Origin of the sequence: Paenibacillus sp. NPDC093718 (genome assembly GCF_050279985.1) — a bacterium.
Classification (GTDB): domain Bacteria; phylum Bacillota; class Bacilli; order Paenibacillales; family Paenibacillaceae; genus Paenibacillus_AQ.
In genome coordinates this window covers 24,052-42,681 of sequence record NZ_JBNNUS010000020.1, presented here as the reverse complement: position 1 = coordinate 42,681, position 18,630 = coordinate 24,052, and the positions used below count along the sequence as shown (strand labels likewise).

Here is an 18,630-nt window from a genome sequence, read left to right as displayed (position 1 = left end):
GGCATGGCCCTTGAAAAGATTTGCTATTGTGCTCGCCGCTGGGCAGGGCAAACGTATGAAATCCAAACTATATAAAGTGCTGCATCCTGTTTGTGGCAAGCCGATGGTCGGACATGTATTGCAAACCGTACAACAGGTAAACTGTGAACGCAGTGTTGTGGTCGTAGGCCACGGCGCGGAAGCGGTTCGCACCTATCTGCAAGACGCAGCCGAGTATGTACTGCAGGAGCAGCAGCTCGGAACGGGTCACGCTGTGAAGCAAGCCAAGGAGTTACTTGGCGGCGAAGAAGGATCCACGATTGTCATTTGCGGGGATACTCCTCTGGTGACGTCCGAAACACTGGAGAATCTTTTGAAGCTGCATGAGAGCAACAATGCGGCCGCTACGGTGCTTACCGCGCATATGGATAACCCGAAAGGCTACGGCCGGGTCATTCGAGGCGAGGATGGCAGCGCACTTCGGATTGTTGAGCAGAAAGATTGCACTCCTGAAGAGGACGCCGTCACTGAAATTAATACCGGTACCTATTGTTTTGATAATAAAAAGCTATTTGCTGCACTGGACAATGTAACCAACCAGAATGCGCAGCAGGAATATTACCTGACCGATTGCATTGGCATTCTGAAACAAGCCGGCGAGACCGTGCTTGCTTATCAGACGGATGATTACGCGGAGTCGATTGGCGTCAACGACCGTCTGGCGCTGTCGGAGGCCGAAGGCTTCATGAGAGAACGCATCAACCGCACGCACATGTTGAACGGTGTTACGATCATTGACCCGTCTTCAACCTATATCGGAGCTGATGTTAAGATTGGTTCAGATACCGTGCTCTATCCCGGTACCGTCCTGAAAGGGAATACGGTGATCGGTGAAGATTGCGTGATCGGACCGGATACCGATATCGAGGATTCCGTTATTGCGGATGGTGCCAGCGTCAAACATTCGGTGCTCAGCAGTGCTGAAGTTGGCTCTCGAACCTCCGTAGGACCGTATGCTTATCTTCGTCCAGGCGCCAAGCTGGGGGATGATGTAAAGGTGGGCGACTTCGTCGAAGTGAAGAACGCCACGATTGATAACGGCTCTAAAGTATCCCATCTCAGTTATGTGGGTGATGCCAAAGTCGGCAAAAACGTTAATATCGGCTGTGGTGCGATTACAGTCAACTATGATGGTTATAATAAGTCCATTACCGAAATTGAAGATGATGCATTTATCGGCAGTAATGTGAATTTGATTGCACCGGTGAAGGTGGGCAAGGGCGCATTCGTTGTTGCAGGCTCTACCATTACGCATTCCGTTTCGGATAATGATCTGGCCATCGCCAGACAGCGTCAGGAGAACAAGCCAGGGTACGCAGAGAAGATCCGGGCACGCGCCATCGCCAAGAAGAACAAGAAATCGTAATTATCCCTGCTTCCTTTACCAAGATATGAAGCGGTGATCGGATACCTAATTCAACGAACCAGCACGGAGGGTTTTTATTCTATGACTTATCTTGATTCTAAATTAAAAATATTCACGTGTAATTCCAATCCTAAACTTGCCCATCAAATCGCCGATTATATTGGCATTCCGATGGGGGAATCGCATACAACCAGCTTTAGCGACGGCGAGATTCAAGTAAAGCTCTCCGAGAGCGTGCGGGGCTGCCATGTTTATATTGTGCAGTCCACCTGCTTGCCGGTGAATGATAACCTGATGGAACTGCTGGTTATGGTGGATGCGCTCAAGCGGGCATCCGCGAAGAGCATCAACGTGGTTATTCCGTATTACGGATATGCCCGTCAAGACCGCAAAGCGCGTTCGCGCGATCCGATCACCGCTAAGCTGGTTGCGAATCTGATCGAAAAAGCAGGAGCTCATCGCGTCATTACGATGGACCTGCATGCGATGCAGATTCAGGGATTTTTCGATATTCCGGTGGATCATCTGCTCGGGGTGCCGATTCTTGCCCAATATTTCCGTTCAAAGCAGATCGAGAACCCTGTCGTTGTATCTCCGGATCACGGCGGTGTGGTCCGCGCAAGAAAGCTTGCTGATTTCCTGAATGCGCCGCTGGCGATTATCGATAAACGCCGCCCTGAGCCGAATGTCAGTGAAGTCATGAACATTATCGGGAATATTGAAGGCAAGACCGCCATTCTGATTGATGACATTATCGATACCGCCGGTACGATTGTGCTGGGTGCCAATGCGTTGATGGAAGGCGGCGTTAAGGAAGTCTACGCGTGTTGTACACATCCGGTTCTCTCGGGCCCTGCCCATGAGCGCCTGGAAAACTCCCCGCTGAAGGAAGTTGTTGTAACAGACACCATTCCGATCACCAATCCGAACCCGAGCAGCAAGCTGACGGTATTGTCGGTTGCTCCGTTGATGGGTGAAGCCATCATCCGGGTTCATGAGGAATTGTCGATTAGTAAATTGTTTGAAATAGAATAATAAACCGTGTAAAGGCAGGGTTACATCTCCTCATGGGGAGATGTAACCCTTGTCGGCTATGGCGACTTTGCGGCTTGGGTTTAGCAAGAGCAGGTGAACAGTCATCAAGAAAACGTTTTCATAATTTCGGCCTGATAATGCGGGCGGCGCACGCATGTCAGTATCCGGGCCTGGATATGAAAGTGAACGTATTCCGGTTATACAGCGTCCCCTCAAGCTCGACAAAGTAGGCGTCGACTGCAGTGATCAGACCCACATCGATGTGACAACCCAGTTCATAGACTTGAACAGGGATGCCATGCTTCATATGGTATTGAAAATGACTGTGGTGCGTTAATTTCTGTTCGAAAGCTTTCAATGCCGATTCACCTTCTTATGAGGGCATAACGCCGATAGGTTTTGTTCATATTGTACTCAGAAATGCGCAAAGAAGAAAGTATAAATCGTGAAAGGAATCAACCTGTGATGAAATGGATTGTCGGACTGGGCAACCCCGGTTCAAATTATGAGAAGACACGCCATAATGTTGGGTTCATGGCGCTGGATGCTCTGGCCGAGCGACACGGCATGAAGTTTAATCAGAATAAATGCAAATCGGTCATCGCGGAAGGGATGATTGGCGGCACCAAAACCGTCCTGATCAAACCGATGACGTTCATGAATCTTTCAGGCGAGGCCGTTCGTGCTTATATGGATTATTATAAAGTGAGTCTTGAGGACATGATTGTGGTCTATGATGATTTGGATACCGTCGTCGGTAAGATCCGCCTGCGATATCAGGGTAGTGCCGGAGGACATAATGGCATTAAATCCATTATTCAGCATACCGGGACGCAGAGCTTCAACCGCGTCCGAATGGGCATATCGAGGCCTGAGCCTGGTTATGCCATTGTGGATTATGTGCTGGGTACGTTTCCGAAGAAGGAACGCGAACAGCTGCAGAGCATGGTGGAGGAGACCTGTGACGCGCTGGAATTCAGTCTGGACCATACTTTTGAACAGACGATGGCGAAGTTTAACAAGTCCTAGAAATAGCATCATAGGATCGAAGTATCCGAGAGAAGATTCCAAAGGCATAAGGCAGCCGGAAGATCGAAGTCTTAAACGGGGGAATTCCGGGCATACTGAAGGTATATACGACCTTCAGGAGGCATATGATGGCGATAACCTATGTTTGCAGACACTGTCGGGCGTTTCAGGGCCGCATCGATTCCAATGAAGTATCCGAAGCCCGTCTCGGATTTGATTCCTTGACCCCTGAGGAACGCAAGGATATAATAGCCTATGATTTTAACGGAGAAGTGATGGTCCGGGTAACCTGCGATCATTGCAGAGAAGCCCTCGAAGCCCATCCGGAACTTAGCCTTTTGGCAAATCCCCTGCAATGAGAGTATAATGGGGTACACGACGTTTTTTGGTAGAAGACATACAGCGGCAGGCCTTGCCGCTGCTCTAGCCTTGGCAGTTTTGCTCAAGGCTTCTTTTCGGTTATAATTTTTTGGCAATCGTCTAAAATTCCATGAGAAATAGAGTCTAGGAAATTCATTTCTTTTGCATAAGAGAGGTGCCCCTTTTGTTACAAGCACTTATTGATGTATTTTCGAAGGATTCGGACTTCAAATCCATAACCGCTGGTGTTCAAGCCGGCATGAGGGAGCAATTGATTTCCGGTCTTTCCGGGTCGTCCAGACAGATCTTAATGGCCGCATTGCACCAGGACCAGCAGCGCCCGCTGCTCGTGGTCACTCATAATATGTTTTCAGCCCAGAAAATTGCGGATGATTTACAGGAAGCGCTCTCACCGGATCAAGTGTTGTTATACCCGGCGAATGAGCTGGTAGCGGCCGAGTCGGCCGTTTCAAGCCCCGAGACCCTGGCGCAGCGGATTGATGTACTCGTCCGTTGTGCAAGAGGCTTCCGGGGTATTGTCGTTGCGCCATTTTCCGGCGTGCGCCGCCTGCTTCCCGCTCCCGAAGTGATGTCCGATGCCCGAATCGTGCTCCAAGACGGCGGGACACTCGTGCTGGAATCTTTTCTGAACCAGATGATCGAGATGGGATATGAACGGGTGGAGCGCGTCGAGAGCCGCGGCGAGATGAGTGTCCGCGGCGGTATCATCGATTTTTATCCGATGACAACGACAATGGCGTACCGCGTAGAGCTGTTTGATGAAGATATCGACTCGATTCGTACCTTCGACCCGGCGGATCAGCGCTCGATTGACAAGGTTCGGGAAGTCACTATTACACCATGCAAGGAAATTATTGCCGATTCGGAGCGGCTTAGTCGCACAGCGGATACGGTGGCCCGTCTGCTGGAGACGCAGCTCGAACGCATGAGTGATCGTCAGGCCAAGCTCCGTTTGCGGGACGAAATACACCGGGAAGTTGAGATGCTGCGCGAGCGAATGTATTTCCCTGAAATCTATAAATATATCTCCCTGTTGTATCCGGAGAAGACCACTTTATATGATTACTTGCCGAAGGATACGATTCTGATTATGGATGAGCCTGCTCGCCTGTTAGAAACGGCCAAGCAGCTGGAGCGGGATGAAGCGGAATGGAATTTGCATCTGATGCAGAATGGCAAATCGCTGCCGGATCTGCCGCTGTCGCTGGATACGGAAGAACTGATCTACCAGCATCCCTATCAGAGTCTGTTGATCTCCATTTTCCTGCGTCAGGTGCCAAGAATGCAGCCGCAAAATATCGTCAATATGATTACGCGCGGCATGCAGGATTTCCATGGACAGATGAACGTGCTCAAGGCCGAGATGGAACGCTGGAAGAAGTCGGGCGTTCAGGTCATGATGCTGGCAGGCGATGCAGAGCGGATGGACCGCATGCGGCGGGTGTTGCTGGACTATGGCATCGAAGAACCGGTGATGTATGAAGGGCATTTGCAAAATGGCTTCGAGATGCCATCGGTTCATGCTGCTATTATTACAGAGAGTGAGATGTTCTCCTCGAAGCAGCGTAAAACACGCAAAACCACGAAGAATATGGACAACGCCGAGCGCATCAAGAGTTATACGGAGCTCAAAGTCGGCGACTATGTGGTGCATCAAAACCACGGTATCGGGAAATATATGGGGATCGGGACGCTCGAAATCAATGGAATCCATAAGGATTACATGCATATTTTGTATGCCGGGGGCGATAAGCTGTCCGTTCCGATTGAGCAGATCGATCTCATTCAGAAATACGTCGGTTCCGAAGATAAGGAGCCGAAGGTTTACAAGCTGGGTGGAAATGAATGGACACGGGTTAAGAACAAGGTTCGTTCTTCCGTTCAGGATATCGCCGACGATCTGATTAAGCTGTATGCCGAGCGTCAGTCTGCGCCTGGGTACGGTTTTGAGAAGGATACGTCGGAGCAGCAGGAATTCGAGGACATGTTCCCATATGATGAAACACCCGATCAGCTTCGAGCCATTACCGAAATCAAAAAGGACATGGAGCAGAACCGACCGATGGACCGGCTCCTGTGCGGTGATGTCGGTTACGGGAAAACGGAAGTGGCCGTTCGAGCTGCCTTTAAAGCGGCGATCGAAGGGAAGCAGGTTGCGGTGCTGGTACCGACGACGATTTTGGCCCAGCAGCATTACGAGACGTTCCGGGAGCGCTTCGCCAATTATCCGATCAACATTCAGGTGCTGAGCCGTTTCCGGAGCCGTAAGGAGCAGAATGAGACGATCAAGAAAGTAAAGCAGGGCTCCGTCGATATTCTGATCGGAACGCATCGACTGCTGTCGCAGGATATTGTGTTCAAGGATCTGGGACTGCTGATCGTGGATGAGGAGCAGCGGTTTGGCGTTACGCATAAGGAAAAATTGAAGAAGCTGAAGACCAATGTCGACGTGCTGACGCTGACGGCAACGCCGATTCCGCGCACGCTGCATATGTCGATGCTCGGCGTTCGGGATTTGTCCGTGATCGAGACACCGCCGGAGAATCGTTTTCCAGTGCAGACTTATGTCGTAGAGCATAGCCAGACCCTGGTGCGGGAAGCGATCGAGCGGGAGCTGGCCCGGGGCGGTCAAGTTTACTATCTTTACAACCGGGTTCAGGGCATTCAGGAGATGGCAGCCCAGATATCCATGCTGGTACCAGAGGCCCGAGTGGGCGTGGGACACGGCCAAATGTCGGAAACGGAACTGGAGAAGACCATTCTCGATTTCCTGGACGGCGAATACGACGTATTGGTGAGCACGAGCATTATTGAGACGGGCGTGGATATCCCGAATGTCAATACGCTTATCGTGCATGATGCGGACAAAATGGGCCTCTCCCAGCTGTATCAGCTGCGCGGACGCGTCGGACGTTCCAACCGAATCGCATATGCTTATTTCACGTACCAACGGGATAAGGTGTTGACCGAAGTGGCCGAGAAGCGGCTGCAGTCCATTAAAGAATTTACGGAGCTTGGCTCCGGATTCAAGATTGCGATGCGGGACCTGTCGATTCGCGGAGCGGGCAACCTGCTCGGAGCGGAGCAGCATGGCTTTATTGCTTCCGTCGGATTCGATTTGTATTCACAGATGCTGGCGGAGGAGATTCAGAAACGCAAAGTCAGCATGTTGGGTGAGCCGCCATTGCCATCGAAGGACTGGAACACCTCCATTGATCTGGGGATTGACGCTTACTTGCCGTCTGATTACATTTATGACAGCATCCAGAAGATCGAAATTTATAAAAAAGTGGCTGTCGTTTCGTCTATCGACGAATCGGCTGAGCTTGAGGACGAGCTGCTTGACCGCTTTGGCGAGCTGCCGCTTGCGGTAAGTAACCTGCTTGCTGTATCCCGTTTGAAGGTATATGGTCGTACGTACGGGATCGACTCCATTATCCAGCGCGGGGATGATGTGCTGCTGCAGTTTTATGAAGGGCAGGATAAAGCGGTTGATACAACAGGGCTTGCGCAAATTGGAAATATGTTCGAAAGACGTGTACAATTTGAACAAGGGCCGACTATGGCCATCCGAATCAAAGGCAAGGGACTTTCCGATCAACAACTGTTAGAATTGCTGGAGCAATTCCTGGAGGCCGCAAAAGGGCCATTCAACCTGAAGGGAGAACTACAAAATGCCGTCAAGAAATAACAAGGCATGGAAGACATTTATTGTATCCATTACAGCAGTACTATCCATGTCGATGATCGCTGCGTGCGGAAACGACAAGACTAAGGGAACCGAAGATGATAATAGCAAAGTTATCGTCAAATATAAGGGTGGAGAAATTACCGAGAAGGAATTTGATCTGGAACAGCGCATGATTCAGTTCATGTCCCCGGAATACGCCCAATTTTTACAAATGGATGAATTTAAAGAGTATTTGGCGAAACAGGGGGTAGCCTATGAATACCTGTACGCCAAAGCTGACGATAAAGCGAAGGAAGCTGCCGGGAAGCAAGCGGATGATTTGCTAAAGCAGCAGAAGAGCGGAATGGGCGAGGAGCAGTTTAAAGCTGCTCTGGAATCGCAGAAATTGACGGAAGACGACCTCAAAAATTATATGCTTCGCGTCATGACCGTCATGGAGCATGAGAAGAATCAGGTAACCGAAGAGGATATCAAGAAGGAATTCGATGCGAACAAAAAGGATTATACCAACATTAGCGTTCGTCATGTTCTGATTGGTTTTCAAGATACCGAAGGCAAGGAGAGACCGGAGGGCGAGGCGCTCAAAATTGCCAAGGAAGTACAGTCCAAGCTGAATAAAGGGGAGGATTTTGCTGCTTTGGCGAAGGAATACTCCCAGGACCCGGGCTCCAAGGACAGCGGGGGTCTGTACGAGAACAAACCAGCAGGCAGCTGGGTGCCTCAATTCAAGGAAAAGGCCTTAACGCTGGAACTAAACAAAATCAGCGATCCGGTAGAAACCGATTACGGCTACCATGTCATGAAAGTGGAGAAGCGCGAGGAAGTGTCTTACGACAAGCTGCCTGCCGATCAGAAGGAAGGCATTCGAAATGAGCTGGCTTCTGCAAAGATTGACAACTTCATGCAGAATGAGCTTAACGACCTGATTGAGAGCATGAATCTTCCGAAAAGCGAGAATGCGGACAAGCCTGCCGAGGGCACGGGAGACCAGAAGACAGACGGTACAACCGACAAACCGGCGGAAGGTGATCAAACACCGGATGCAGGCAAGAACGACACAGGTAAATAAGCCCGCAGACAAGCGGTCGGGCAATGATATTGTGATGCGCTGGGGTAATTCCGGATGTATGGCCAGCGCACGGAAGAATGGTGGGATCTTCGAATCCATAACGCGCGATTTCGCACGTTATGGATTTTTTCTCCCCTGGCGTCAATTTCTTTCGAATGATATTTATTTTTGGATTTCGCAACCAACAGAGGGTAGATGATGTATAAGGAATTGGGAATGGATGAATACTATGGTCAGACATTAACTCTTATATACCTGGGGACATCCTCTTCCCGAATGGAACAGTAGTTGAAAAATCTTCTTATGAAAGTGGGGCAACAAGTGACATGAAAGCTACTGGTATCGTCCGCCGTATTGATGACCTCGGGCGCGTGGTCATTCCAAAAGAAATTAGACGCACACTGCGGATTCGCGAAGGCGACCCGCTGGAAATTTTCGTTGACCGGGATGGAGAAGTCATTCTGAAGAAATATTCACCGATCGGTGAATTGGGTGATTTTGCGAAGGAATATGCAGAGTCCCTTTATGAGAGCACAGGTCACATCACGATCATATCGGACCGTGATACATTTATCGCCGTAGCAGGCGGCTCCAAGAAGGAGTATTTGGACAAGCCGATCGGCAACCTTCTGGAAAACTGCATGGAGAATCGCAAGACGGTGCTGGAAAGCAACAGCGGTACGTATGAGATCAGCAAAGACAATCCGGAAACTCTGTCCGCTTTTGTCGCTGCGCCTATCATTGCTGGTGGAGACCCGATTGGCAGTGTTGTGCTGCTGAACAAGGACGAATCCGTGAATATGGGTGAGATGGAAGTGAAGATGTCTGAAACTGCTGCCGGCTTCCTCGGCAAGCAAATGGAACAGTAAGACGAGGACATGAATCCTTGGATGGAGACTCCCGCTGAACGTTGATCACAGGGTCAATCGGCAGCCGGGAGTTTTTGTTGTCCGGTTTCTTTTTTTGTACCACTCTCACACCCTTGGTTATAATGGATGTACATATGGCAGCATCTGAATGACGATGGGTCTATGTTACGGAAAAAGAAACTAGGGGATTGGAAGAGGATATGAAATCAGATCAAACCGGGGCAAGGCTTCTACAGGGAGCGTTTATTCTCAGTGCGGCCGCGCTTTTGTCCAAATTGATTGGCACACTGCAAAAAATACCGCTGCAAAATATGGGCGGGGATGCCGTCTTTGGCATCTACAATACGGTTTATCCGTTCTATATGATGATCATTACGATAGCGGCGGTCGGTTTCCCCGCAGCGGTCTCCAAATATGTGGCAGAATATGAGGCTGAAGGGCGCACCGAGGACGGTCATCGCCTGCTCCGCCTGTCTTCCGGCTCGTTGGTGCTGTTCGGTCTGATTCTCGGCTTGCTGATGTATGTCTGCGCTCCGTGGATCGGGATGTGGATCGGAAGCAGTCAGGTTGTACCCGCCCTCCGCGCAGGCGCTTTGGCGCTGGCATTCGTGCCTTGGATGTCGGTCCTCCGCGGTTATTTTCAAGGGCTGCACAATATGGTGCCGACGGCGATCTCCCAGATTACGGAGCAGGTTGTCCGTGTCGGGGTTATGATTGTGCTGCTCCTTTACATGATACGGGCCGGCGCCGATTCCGACGTGATTGCCGCCGGGGCACTGCTCGGATCTGCTGCCGGTGGTGCTGCCGGTCTGGTGGTGATGGGACTCTACTGGCGCAAGCATCTCCGGGCAACTCGGAGTAAAGTACAAGGAAAAGTTGGCCACGGAATCAGAGCAGCGGGTATGAACGAAACGAGGATGCGTGCCGATGTATCTAGAGAGGGAGCGGGTGTTCTACTTGGCCGCCTGCTTGCTTATGGAATTCCGGTCTGTCTTAGTCTGCTCGCTGTTCCGCTGATTGGACTGGTGGATACCTTCACGGTGCCCCGGTTATTGACATCCGGCGGACTGGGGGAAGCAACGGCTATGGCAGAGTTCGGGGTCTATAACCGCGGACTGCCGCTTGTCCAGCTGGTTACGATGCTGGCTACTTCATTGTCGGTTCTGTTTATCCCTGCCCTGGCAGAGGCCAAGTTCAAGGGAGAGACCAGCCGGGTTGCAAGCCAAACGCGCATGGCCCTCCGCTGGTTTTGGCTGATTGGGATGACAGCCTCCGTAGGCTTGGCAGTGCTGGCTGAGCCGATTAACGTCATGCTGTACGAGGATGCCGCAGGAACGGTGACGATGCAGGTGATTGCCTTTACAGCCGCCGGGGGGACGCTGAGCACGATTACAGCCGCGCTGCTTCAAGGCATCGGCATTGTAAAGGCCCCGGCGGTGCACCTGCTGGCTGCGGCAGGGCTCAAGCTGCTGCTCAACCTGCTGCTGGTGCCGCAGCTTGGCATTACAGGCGCAGCCATCGCCGGCGTAGCTGCGCATCTGACCGCCGCCGCGCTCAACCTCGCGCTGCTCTCGCGAAGCGCCGGCGCCCGCCTTGACGCCGGCGGCATGCTTGCGAGGACGCTGCCGGTCCTCGCCGCGGTGGCGCTGGCCGCCTGGGGCGCAGGTGCTGCATCCGGCGGCCTTCTGGGGGCAGCCGGCTTCGCACCAGGCCGCCTGACTCACGCGGTCGCGAGCCTGAGCGGCGTCGCGGCCGGATGCGGCGCCTTCCTTATCGGCGCCGCGCTCACGAAGCTCCTCACCGAGGAGGAGCTTCGGATGCTGCCGAAGGTCGGAAGACCGCTGGCAGCCTTCTTGCGGGCCTTGCGTGTGCTGCGCTGAACCGGGCCGATTGTGAGATGTTTGATCTTCTGTGATATAGTAGTGTACGATAATGACGTCGACAAGGCGGACGAAGACGAAAGGAAGTAGCTTATGAGTGCATCCATAACGGTGGTCGGCTTGGGTTCTGGCAATCCGGATCGATTGACGATAGGTATCATAAAAACCATGCAGCGGGCATCGAAGGTGTATGTGCGTACATTATCTCATCCCGTCATTGCTGCGTTGAATGAATTCCAGATTGAACCGGAATCGTTTGACCATGTGTACGAAGCGCATGACACCTTTCCCGAGGTGTACGAATCCATTGCTTCCGCGCTAATCAACTTGGCCAAAGCTGCTGAGGAGGATCGCGAGATTGTCTACGCGGTGCCCGGGCATCCCATGGTAGCGGAGGCAACGGTTCGGTTATTACGGGAACGCTGCCCGGGAGAGCATGTGACGCTTACGGTGCTCGGTGGTGAGAGCTTTCTGGACGAGGCCTTCGTTCGCCTTGGTTTTGATCCCATTGAGGGCTTCCAGCTTCTCGATGCGGCTGAGCTTCGGGCAAGCGTCATCCAGCCGCAGCTGCATACCCTGATCGGCCAGGTGTATGACATGTTTACGGCTTCGGAAGTAAAACTGGCGCTGATGGAACTGTATCCGGACGATTATCCAGTCATTGTCGGCCATGCGCTGGGCGTTGAGGGCGAGGAAGCGATACAGCAAGTGCCGCTCTTTGAGCTCGATCGCATCGACGGCTACGGGAATTTGTCGCTGATCTACGTACCCCGAAGCGATGACAGCAAGCTAAGGCAGCGAACGTTTGCCCGGCTCCATGAGATCGTTGGCATTCTCCGCAGTCCTGAAGGCTGTCCGTGGGACCGCGAGCAGACCCACGAATCCATCCGCAAAAATTTGATCGAAGAAACCTATGAGGTATTGGAGACGATTGACGAGGATGATCCTGAGCATATGCAGGAAGAACTTGGGGATCTGCTGCTGCAGATTATGCTGCATTCCCAGATGGAAGAGGAGCTCGGCACCTTTACGGTGTATGATGTCATTCAAGCGCTGAATGACAAGCTGATCTTCCGCCACCCGCATGTCTTTGGCGAGAGCAGCGCCAAAGACGCGGAATCTGCTCTGCAGAACTGGGAGCAGATGAAAGCGGAAGAGAAGCGTCGGAAGGGACTCTCACCAGAGAAAGCCTCGGCGCTGGATGGCATCCCGCGGGACCTTCCCGCCTTGATGAAGGCGTACAAGCTCCAGAAGAAGGCATCCAAGGTTGGTTTTGATTGGGATAATATCGAAGGCGTGTTCCAGAAGATTGAAGAGGAACTCGGTGAACTGAGGCAGGCGGTGACCGAGGGCCAGTCTGATGAGGATACAGCACTAGAGCTCGGCGATTTGCTGTTCGCGGTCTCCAATGCGGCAAGATTTATCGGTGCGGATCCGGAAGAGGCGCTTTCGAGAACGAACCGGAAGTTTGTCACTCGCTTCAGCTACATAGAGGAGCAGCTTGCCGCCCAGGGGAAAACCCTGCAGGAAAGTACCCTGGACGAGATGGAAGCCCTATGGCAGGCAGCTAAATCGGGATCGGCACAAAACGGCGGTATCGACGTGTGAAAAGGGCAACTTTTCACGTAAAAAATAAAAAAATAGGGATTTGCGGCAGGAATTCCGCAAGGCATCCAGAATAATCATTAATGGTGAAATCTTGCAGATTGCAAGGCGGTTTAACCGAATAACCGTAAAATCTTATATTTTTCTGATAATTGGGAGGATTTAATTCATGAACAAAACAGATCTGATCAACAACATTTCCGGTAAAAGTGGTTTGACAAAAAAAGACGTAGAGAACGTCCTGAACGGCTTCCTTGGCGAAATCACTGAAGCTTTGGCTAATGGCGATAAAGTTCAATTGATCGGCTTTGGTACATTCGAAACTCGCAAGCGCGCTGGACGTACTGGCCGCAACCCGCAAACAGGTAACACGATCGAAATTCCAGAATCCAACGTTCCTGCGTTCAAGGCAGGTAACAAGCTTAAAGAAGCCGTAAAATAATGCGCGTCGATAAATTCCTGAAAGTATCGAGGTTAATCAAGCGGCGTACCGTAGCGAAAGATGTATCGGATCAAGGCCGGGTGCTGATCAATGGCCGCGAGGCCAAGCCGAGCAGCACGGTTAAATTGGGCGATGAGATCACCGTCCAGTTTGGCCAGAAGCTGGTGACCGTCCGGGTCGAGCGTCTTACCGAGACAACCCGTAAAGATGAGGCGACCAGCCTCTACACCTTGGTCAAGGAAGAACCGATCGTTAAAGATCGCGGATTGGACTGGTAAGCAGCCCGAGCCGTTCCATCAAACGTCCCTCTCACCATATGGTGTGGGGGGCGTTTTTATGTTCATCATGGATGTATAAACCATTGGAGCTCCTGCTCTCTTTCTTTCGCCTGGCCTTCGTCGCAGCGCCACGATCATTCCTGAAGCGGTTGTTCTTCTTCCGGTTCTAAAGACAGGCACCTTCCCATAAGCTATTGTTAAAAGGAGGGGTACATGCCATGATCGACCAAGGGAAGGGCAAGTTTCATGACCTGCGGATGCAGAACCGGAAGCTGCTGGACATTACGGGTGTCCAAAATGTGGAGAGCTTTGACAGTGAAGAATTTCTGCTTCAAACCGAGCTTGGGCATCTCACCATTCGGGGGCAAAATTTACATATTAAAAATCTCAGCCTGGAAGAGGGGCTTTTGTCGATTGAAGGTCAGGTGCATTCACTGATGTATTTGAATCCCGGTTCGCAGACCAAGAACAAGAGTCTGCTGGGCAAGCTGTTTAAATGAACCCCAGCGTACAATGGATCACGCTGCTCTGGATGCTCTTCTCCGGAGCAGCGATGGGAGTCGCCTTCGACAGCTACCGGGTGCTGGCAGGGCAGCTCCGTTTCCCGCAATGGTCCAAGCATACCCTGGACTTCCTTTACTGGATTGCGGCAGCCTTCTTCATTTTTCGCATGTTGTACGTGACCAATGACGGTCAACTGCGTTTTTATGTGTTTGTAGGCCTGTTTATAGGGGTTTGGATCTATTTTTTATTATGGAGTGTCATAACCCAGCGTTTTGTGGTAATGTTAATTCAAGTGACAAAAGGCTTATTGTCCTTTTTGTACAAGCTGTTCCGTATGTTATTGTGGAACCCCATCAAAGGAATCCTGATGCTCATCTTGGGATTGTTAAGGTTTCTATGGAAGTTTCTCCTGTCGCTGTTGCGTTTAGTCCTTAAATGCCTCATGCCTTTTTGGCGACTCTTGAAATGGATGCTGAGACCAATCACATCCAGAGTCAGGCTGCCGGCATGGACCAAGCAATTCGCGGACAAGGTTATTAAGGCGTGGAAGCGCTGGTTTTAGGAGGTATGGTCATGGGAAGATTTGCTGATCCGTCGAAGCAGGCTCCCCAACAAACCAAGACAAAGAACAAGGGCGCACGCCGGCGTAAAAGAATGTTTGTGGCGATGATGGCGCTGTTTTTGATCTGGGCAGGTTCAACGCTCTGGTCCCAGAATGACCGCATCCGTAATCAGAACGAAGCGCTAGCTCAGAAGCAAGAGGATTATAAGTCCGTTGAACAGTCGCTAATCCAGATTACTCATGAAGTGGAGCGATTGAAGGACCCTGAATATATCGGGCAGATTGCCCGCAAGAAGTTTGGACTGTATCTGCCAAATGAGACGCCGATCATTCAGCCCCAAAATTCGGGCGAAAAGCCGTAATTAGGCATGACAGACGTCTGTTGACCTTGTTTAGGTCATTATCGTATAATCAAATCACCGCAGCGCGATTTCTAAATCGGACTGTATATTTTTAAGGGAGGATCATTTTATTCTATGGCAATTGAAGTGGGCACCAAGTTAGAGGGCAAGGTGACAGGCATAACGCATTTTGGAGCATTTGTGGATCTGTCAGGAGGTGTCACGGGTCTCGTTCACATCTCGGAGATCGCCGACAATTACGTTAAGGATGTCAACGATCATTTAAAAATCAACGACGTCGTTACCGTGAAGGTGATTAATGTCGACAAGGACGGCAAGATCGGTCTTTCGATCAAGCAGGCTGTCGACAAGCCGGCTTCCGAAAGTCGTCCACCCCGCGCACCGAGACCGGAACGCAGTGGAGGCGGCGGAGAACGATTCGGAGGTGGCGGTGGTGGAGGATTCAACCGTGAACGCGGCGGACGCCCGTTTAAGCCTGCGGCCAACAAGCCTTCATTTGAGGATAAAATGTCACGCTTCCTAAAAGACAGTGAAGAACGGATCTCTTCGCTTAAGAAGAATACGGAAGGCAAACGCGGTGGACGCGGAGCCAAACGTATGTAATTCGATAAAATATAAACTGACCGCAGAGGGAAATCGCCTTCTGCGGTTTTTTTGTCGTTGCATCCAAGGGTACGACAGGTTCCTACGCAATTTACGGCGTTGTCGTATGGAACGAGTACGGGATGTCCGCCTCAATTCGGGAAATGATCCGCAAAAACGCTGCAGGCTTGACCCGTGGAAACACCGCTGGGCGCGGGGGATGAACGCTCTTTTCCCGAACGTTCGCAAGGCACGTTGATTTTGTCGGAAATTTCTTTGGGGCTTGTCCGGTGTTCTGACAAACTTTCCTGAACAGGGGTTTTATAATGGGACCAACAAATTCGTGAAGAATGGGGTGCCAGCGTAATGGATAAAAGAAATCTGGTGATGTTTCCGGGTACTGAGGCGGTTAAAGGGGGAGCGGGTTCCATTCGTGCCCGTGTAACAGAACGGTTAGGGCAGCTGCCTTTCCTGCAGCGTCCCATCCACTTCCTGGCCGCTAAGAAGTGGATGATTCTGCTAACCTTCATGGGTTTTCTGCTCGGACGAGCTATGATTCTGGGGGAGCTGTCTCCATTTGCAGTCGCTTATTTTGCAGTCATTGCCTTTATGCGTCGTGATGTTTTGCTGCCGGTAGGCGCAGCGATCGTTGCAGGTAGTTTATTTGCGTCCTTTCCGGTGGCATGGATGGTACCGGCAGAAATCTTGATCTTTTACTTTATGATGCGGGGATTGGAGACCTATGATCGGGCAGAATTGTCGTATGCGCCGCTGATGGTATTTGTGTCCACCTTCTTCGTGAATCTGTTCAGTGTTCTCATCGGACCTAGCATTACCTGGTATTCCATGATGATGCTTACTCTGAACGCCGTACTCAGCTTTGTACTGACACTGGTCTTTATCCAGGCGATCCCGGTGCTGACACTTCGTAAAAAAACACATGCTCTTCGAAATGAAGAAATTCTATGTATCATCATTTTGCTGGCGTCGGTCATGACAGGAGCCGTTGGCTGGACGATCCAATCCCTGTCGGTAGAGCATGTCCTATCCCGATACTTAATTCTGTTGTTTGCTCTAGTCGGGGGAGCTCCATTAGGCGCCTCGGTTGGTGTAGTAACAGGCCTCATCCTCAGTCTTGCCAACATTTCGGCATTCTCCCAGATGAGTCTGCTCGCCTTCTCCGGGATGCTCGCCGGTATGCTGAAGGAAGGGAAGAAAGGCGGCGTTTCGCTGGGAATGCTGCTCGGGGCTACCATTCTCTCCATCTATTTCAGCAATCCGGGACAAGTGATGATCTCCACTTGGGAAACCTGCGCGGCTATCGTGTTATTCCTCATTACGCCCAAGAGCGTGATGCAGGCTATAGGGAAATATGTGCCGGGCACGCAGGATCATACCCGTTCACAGCATGAATACGCCAAGCGGGTTCGGGATCTTACAGCGGATCGTGTGACCCAATTTTCCCGGGTGTTCCGGCAGCTCTCGCAAAGCTTCGGACAAACGTCCGGGGTTATACAGCCACCGGGCAAACAAACGGAGGAGATGAACCATTTCATGAATGCCGTGGCGGAGGGCAGCTGTGCCACATGCTTTAAACGGAATCAGTGCTGGGACATGAAATTTTACCAGACTTATAAATACATGTCTGATATGATGACCTCCATCGAGGAGAATCCTGAGATGGAAGCAGACGATCTGCCGCCGGAATGGAGCCGGATCTGTGCCAAGAAGGAGGAGGTGCTTGGCATCCTCAAGCAGCAGTATCATCTTTACCAACATGATATGCAGTGGAAACGCCAAATATACGATAGCCGACATCTGGTAGCGGAACAATTATCCGGGGTTTCGCAGGTTATGGAGGACTTGGCACGAGAGATTAAGCGGGAAAGCCAGACGATGCACATTCAGGAAGAACAGATTCGGGAAGCGCTTCAGCAGCTGGGTTTATCGATTCAAGGCATCGATATCATCAGTTTGGACTCCGGACAGGTCGAGATTGAGATCGTTCATGCGTATACCCGGGGTTATGACGAATGCAGGAAGATTATCGGTCCGCTGCTGTCTGACATTCTCGGGGAGCATATCGCCGTAATGGAAGAGACCTTGACCCATCCAAGGGATGGATTGGCCACCGTGCGATTCGGCTCAGCGAAAACATATGAAATTATGACAGGCGTAGCCGCAGCGGCTAAGGGAGGAGATATTTTATCAGGTGACAGCTTCAGTACGGTCGAGTTGGGGAACGGGACGTTTGCGGTAGCGCTTAGTGATGGTATGGGGAACGGGGAAAGGGCTCGGCTTGAGAGCAGCTCGGCTCTGAATATATTAGAACAGCTGCTTCAATCCGGGATGGATGAGAAGCTGGCGATCAAATCGGTGAACTCAATTCTTATGCTGCGTTCGCCGGATGAAATCTATGCTACGGTAGATATGGCCCTAATCGATCAATATACGGCTCAAACCACCTTTATGAAAATCGGTTCGACGCCAAGCTTTATCAAGCGGGGGAATGATGTCATACCGGTCTCGGCCAGCAATCTCCCGATTGGGATTATTCAGGATATCGAAGTGGATCTGGTGTCATTACAGCTGCAGGCCGGTGATGTTCTCATCATGATGACGGATGGCATATATGATGCGCCGGGTTATGCGGTGAACAAGGAGCTATGGATGAAACGAATGATTCAGGAGGTGAACAGCGAGGATCCGCAGGAAATAGCCGATTGTTTGCTGGAGAAGGTGATTCGTTATCAACAGAATCAAATCCATGATGATATGACGGTGGTGGTCGGACGTGTGGATCACTTCCATCCGGAATGGTCGAATGTGCATGTTCCGGGCTTCGCCCGTATGGAGCGGCCGCGAACGGTTAGCTGATGCGATAGATAAACCAAGTGATTACCCGGGAAATGGAGGACCCCGGAGATGGTAAATCT

At 51.3% G+C, this 18,630-nt stretch carries 17 protein-coding genes; 16 read left to right on the top strand and 1 reads right to left on the bottom strand.

Annotated features, from left to right (window positions below):
- Nucleotides 1-10: 10 nt before the first annotated feature.
- The gene (glmU, locus tag ACQKPA_RS32105; RefSeq protein ID WP_427496337.1) at nucleotides 11-1,405 is read left to right on the top strand and encodes a bifunctional UDP-N-acetylglucosamine diphosphorylase/glucosamine-1-phosphate N-acetyltransferase GlmU; all 1,395 of its coding nucleotides are present in this window, start codon (nucleotides 11-13) and stop codon (nucleotides 1,403-1,405) included.
- An 81-nt stretch (nucleotides 1,406-1,486) separates the two neighbouring features.
- Nucleotides 1,487-2,440, top strand: coding sequence for a ribose-phosphate diphosphokinase (locus tag ACQKPA_RS32100; RefSeq protein ID WP_006207421.1), 954 nt, complete (start codon nucleotides 1,487-1,489; stop codon nucleotides 2,438-2,440).
- Nucleotides 2,441-2,597: 157 nt separating this feature from the next.
- Here the strand turns inward: ACQKPA_RS32100 and ACQKPA_RS32095 are convergent, their stop codons facing one another.
- The gene (locus ACQKPA_RS32095; RefSeq protein WP_071221084.1) at nucleotides 2,598-2,798 is read right to left on the bottom strand and encodes a hypothetical protein; all 201 of its coding nucleotides are present in this window, start codon (nucleotides 2,796-2,798) and stop codon (nucleotides 2,598-2,600) included.
- A gap of 107 nt (nucleotides 2,799-2,905) precedes the next feature.
- On the opposite strand from ACQKPA_RS32095, the gene pth reads away from it, so the two are divergent.
- The 14 genes from pth (at nucleotide 2,906) to spoIIE (ending at nucleotide 18,571) form a co-directional block, all read left to right on the top strand.
- A complete protein-coding gene (gene pth / locus ACQKPA_RS32090; RefSeq protein WP_076326543.1) occupies nucleotides 2,906-3,469 on the top strand; it encodes an aminoacyl-tRNA hydrolase in 564 nt (187 codons plus the stop codon).
- A gap of 128 nt (nucleotides 3,470-3,597) precedes the next feature.
- The gene (locus ACQKPA_RS32085; protein WP_427496336.1) at nucleotides 3,598-3,828 is read left to right on the top strand and encodes an anti-sigma-F factor Fin; all 231 of its coding nucleotides are present in this window, start codon (nucleotides 3,598-3,600) and stop codon (nucleotides 3,826-3,828) included.
- Nucleotides 3,829-4,013: 185 nt separating this feature from the next.
- Nucleotides 4,014-7,541 carry a transcription-repair coupling factor gene (gene mfd, locus ACQKPA_RS32080; RefSeq protein WP_427496335.1) on the top strand — a complete coding sequence of 1,176 codons (3,528 nt, stop codon included), beginning with the start codon at nucleotides 4,014-4,016 and terminating at the stop codon, nucleotides 7,539-7,541.
- Nucleotides 7,525-8,610, top strand: coding sequence for a foldase protein PrsA (locus ACQKPA_RS32075; protein WP_427496334.1), 1,086 nt, complete (start codon nucleotides 7,525-7,527; stop codon nucleotides 8,608-8,610). The genes mfd and ACQKPA_RS32075 overlap by 17 nt, the downstream gene beginning before the upstream one ends.
- A 326-nt stretch (nucleotides 8,611-8,936) precedes the next feature.
- Complete coding sequence (gene spoVT / locus ACQKPA_RS32070; protein WP_071221080.1) at nucleotides 8,937-9,479, top strand: stage V sporulation protein T; 543 nt, start codon at nucleotides 8,937-8,939, stop codon at nucleotides 9,477-9,479.
- A gap of 200 nt (nucleotides 9,480-9,679) precedes the next feature.
- The gene (locus ACQKPA_RS32065) at nucleotides 9,680-11,359 is read left to right on the top strand and encodes a putative polysaccharide biosynthesis protein (RefSeq protein WP_427496333.1); all 1,680 of its coding nucleotides are present in this window, start codon (nucleotides 9,680-9,682) and stop codon (nucleotides 11,357-11,359) included.
- Nucleotides 11,360-11,452: 93 nt separating this feature from the next.
- Nucleotides 11,453-12,967, top strand: coding sequence for a nucleoside triphosphate pyrophosphohydrolase (gene mazG / locus ACQKPA_RS32060; protein WP_427496332.1), 1,515 nt, complete (start codon nucleotides 11,453-11,455; stop codon nucleotides 12,965-12,967).
- A gap of 166 nt (nucleotides 12,968-13,133) precedes the next feature.
- A complete protein-coding gene (locus ACQKPA_RS32055; protein WP_009591918.1) occupies nucleotides 13,134-13,406 on the top strand; it encodes an HU family DNA-binding protein in 273 nt (90 codons plus the stop codon).
- Nucleotides 13,406-13,684, top strand: a complete 279-nt coding sequence (locus ACQKPA_RS32050; protein ID WP_076326537.1) for an RNA-binding S4 domain-containing protein — start codon at nucleotides 13,406-13,408, stop codon at nucleotides 13,682-13,684. Before ACQKPA_RS32055 ends, ACQKPA_RS32050 begins: the two co-directional genes overlap by 1 nt.
- 218 nt (nucleotides 13,685-13,902) lie before the next feature.
- Nucleotides 13,903-14,184 carry a sporulation protein YabP gene (gene yabP, locus ACQKPA_RS32045; RefSeq protein ID WP_090914307.1) on the top strand — a complete coding sequence of 94 codons (282 nt, stop codon included), beginning with the start codon at nucleotides 13,903-13,905 and terminating at the stop codon, nucleotides 14,182-14,184.
- Nucleotides 14,181-14,750: a spore cortex biosynthesis protein YabQ gene (yabQ, locus tag ACQKPA_RS32040; RefSeq protein WP_427496331.1), complete on the top strand. Its 570-nt coding sequence runs from the start codon at nucleotides 14,181-14,183 to the stop codon at nucleotides 14,748-14,750. Before yabP ends, yabQ begins: the two co-directional genes overlap by 4 nt.
- Before the next feature lie 11 nt (nucleotides 14,751-14,761).
- Nucleotides 14,762-15,112 (top strand): FtsB family cell division protein, encoded by a 351-nt coding sequence (locus ACQKPA_RS32035; protein WP_260069298.1) that lies wholly within the window; start codon nucleotides 14,762-14,764, stop codon nucleotides 15,110-15,112.
- 114 nt (nucleotides 15,113-15,226) lie between these two features.
- Nucleotides 15,227-15,715, top strand: coding sequence for a S1 domain-containing RNA-binding protein (locus ACQKPA_RS32030; RefSeq protein ID WP_009591896.1), 489 nt, complete (start codon nucleotides 15,227-15,229; stop codon nucleotides 15,713-15,715).
- Nucleotides 15,716-16,060: 345 nt separating this feature from the next.
- Complete coding sequence (spoIIE, locus tag ACQKPA_RS32025) at nucleotides 16,061-18,571, top strand: stage II sporulation protein E (protein WP_427496330.1); 2,511 nt, start codon at nucleotides 16,061-16,063, stop codon at nucleotides 18,569-18,571.
- Nucleotides 18,572-18,630: the final 59 nt, after the last annotated feature.

What these genes read in the sequence shown, in the direction of transcription:
- ACQKPA_RS32100 (WP_006207421.1), top strand. Translation starts at nt 1,487, where the DNA reads ATGACTTATCTTGATTCTAAATTAAAAATATTCACGTGTAATTCCAAT.
- pth (WP_076326543.1), top strand. Translation starts at nt 2,906, where the DNA reads ATGAAATGGATTGTCGGACTGGGCAACCCCGGTTCAAATTATGAGAAG.
- ACQKPA_RS32085 (WP_427496336.1), top strand. Translation starts at nt 3,598, where the DNA reads ATGGCGATAACCTATGTTTGCAGACACTGTCGGGCGTTTCAGGGCCGC.
- ACQKPA_RS32075 (WP_427496334.1), top strand. Translation starts at nt 7,525, where the DNA reads ATGCCGTCAAGAAATAACAAGGCATGGAAGACATTTATTGTATCCATT.
- spoVT (WP_071221080.1), top strand. Translation starts at nt 8,937, where the DNA reads ATGAAAGCTACTGGTATCGTCCGCCGTATTGATGACCTCGGGCGCGTG.
- ACQKPA_RS32065 (WP_427496333.1), top strand. Translation starts at nt 9,680, where the DNA reads ATGAAATCAGATCAAACCGGGGCAAGGCTTCTACAGGGAGCGTTTATT.
- mazG (WP_427496332.1), top strand. Translation starts at nt 11,453, where the DNA reads ATGAGTGCATCCATAACGGTGGTCGGCTTGGGTTCTGGCAATCCGGAT.
- ACQKPA_RS32055 (WP_009591918.1), top strand. Translation starts at nt 13,134, where the DNA reads ATGAACAAAACAGATCTGATCAACAACATTTCCGGTAAAAGTGGTTTG.
- ACQKPA_RS32050 (WP_076326537.1), top strand. Translation starts at nt 13,406, where the DNA reads ATGCGCGTCGATAAATTCCTGAAAGTATCGAGGTTAATCAAGCGGCGT.
- yabP (WP_090914307.1), top strand. Translation starts at nt 13,903, where the DNA reads ATGATCGACCAAGGGAAGGGCAAGTTTCATGACCTGCGGATGCAGAAC.
- yabQ (WP_427496331.1), top strand. Translation starts at nt 14,181, where the DNA reads ATGAACCCCAGCGTACAATGGATCACGCTGCTCTGGATGCTCTTCTCC.
- ACQKPA_RS32035 (WP_260069298.1), top strand. Translation starts at nt 14,762, where the DNA reads ATGGGAAGATTTGCTGATCCGTCGAAGCAGGCTCCCCAACAAACCAAG.
- ACQKPA_RS32030 (WP_009591896.1), top strand. Translation starts at nt 15,227, where the DNA reads ATGGCAATTGAAGTGGGCACCAAGTTAGAGGGCAAGGTGACAGGCATA.
- spoIIE (WP_427496330.1), top strand. Translation starts at nt 16,061, where the DNA reads ATGGATAAAAGAAATCTGGTGATGTTTCCGGGTACTGAGGCGGTTAAA.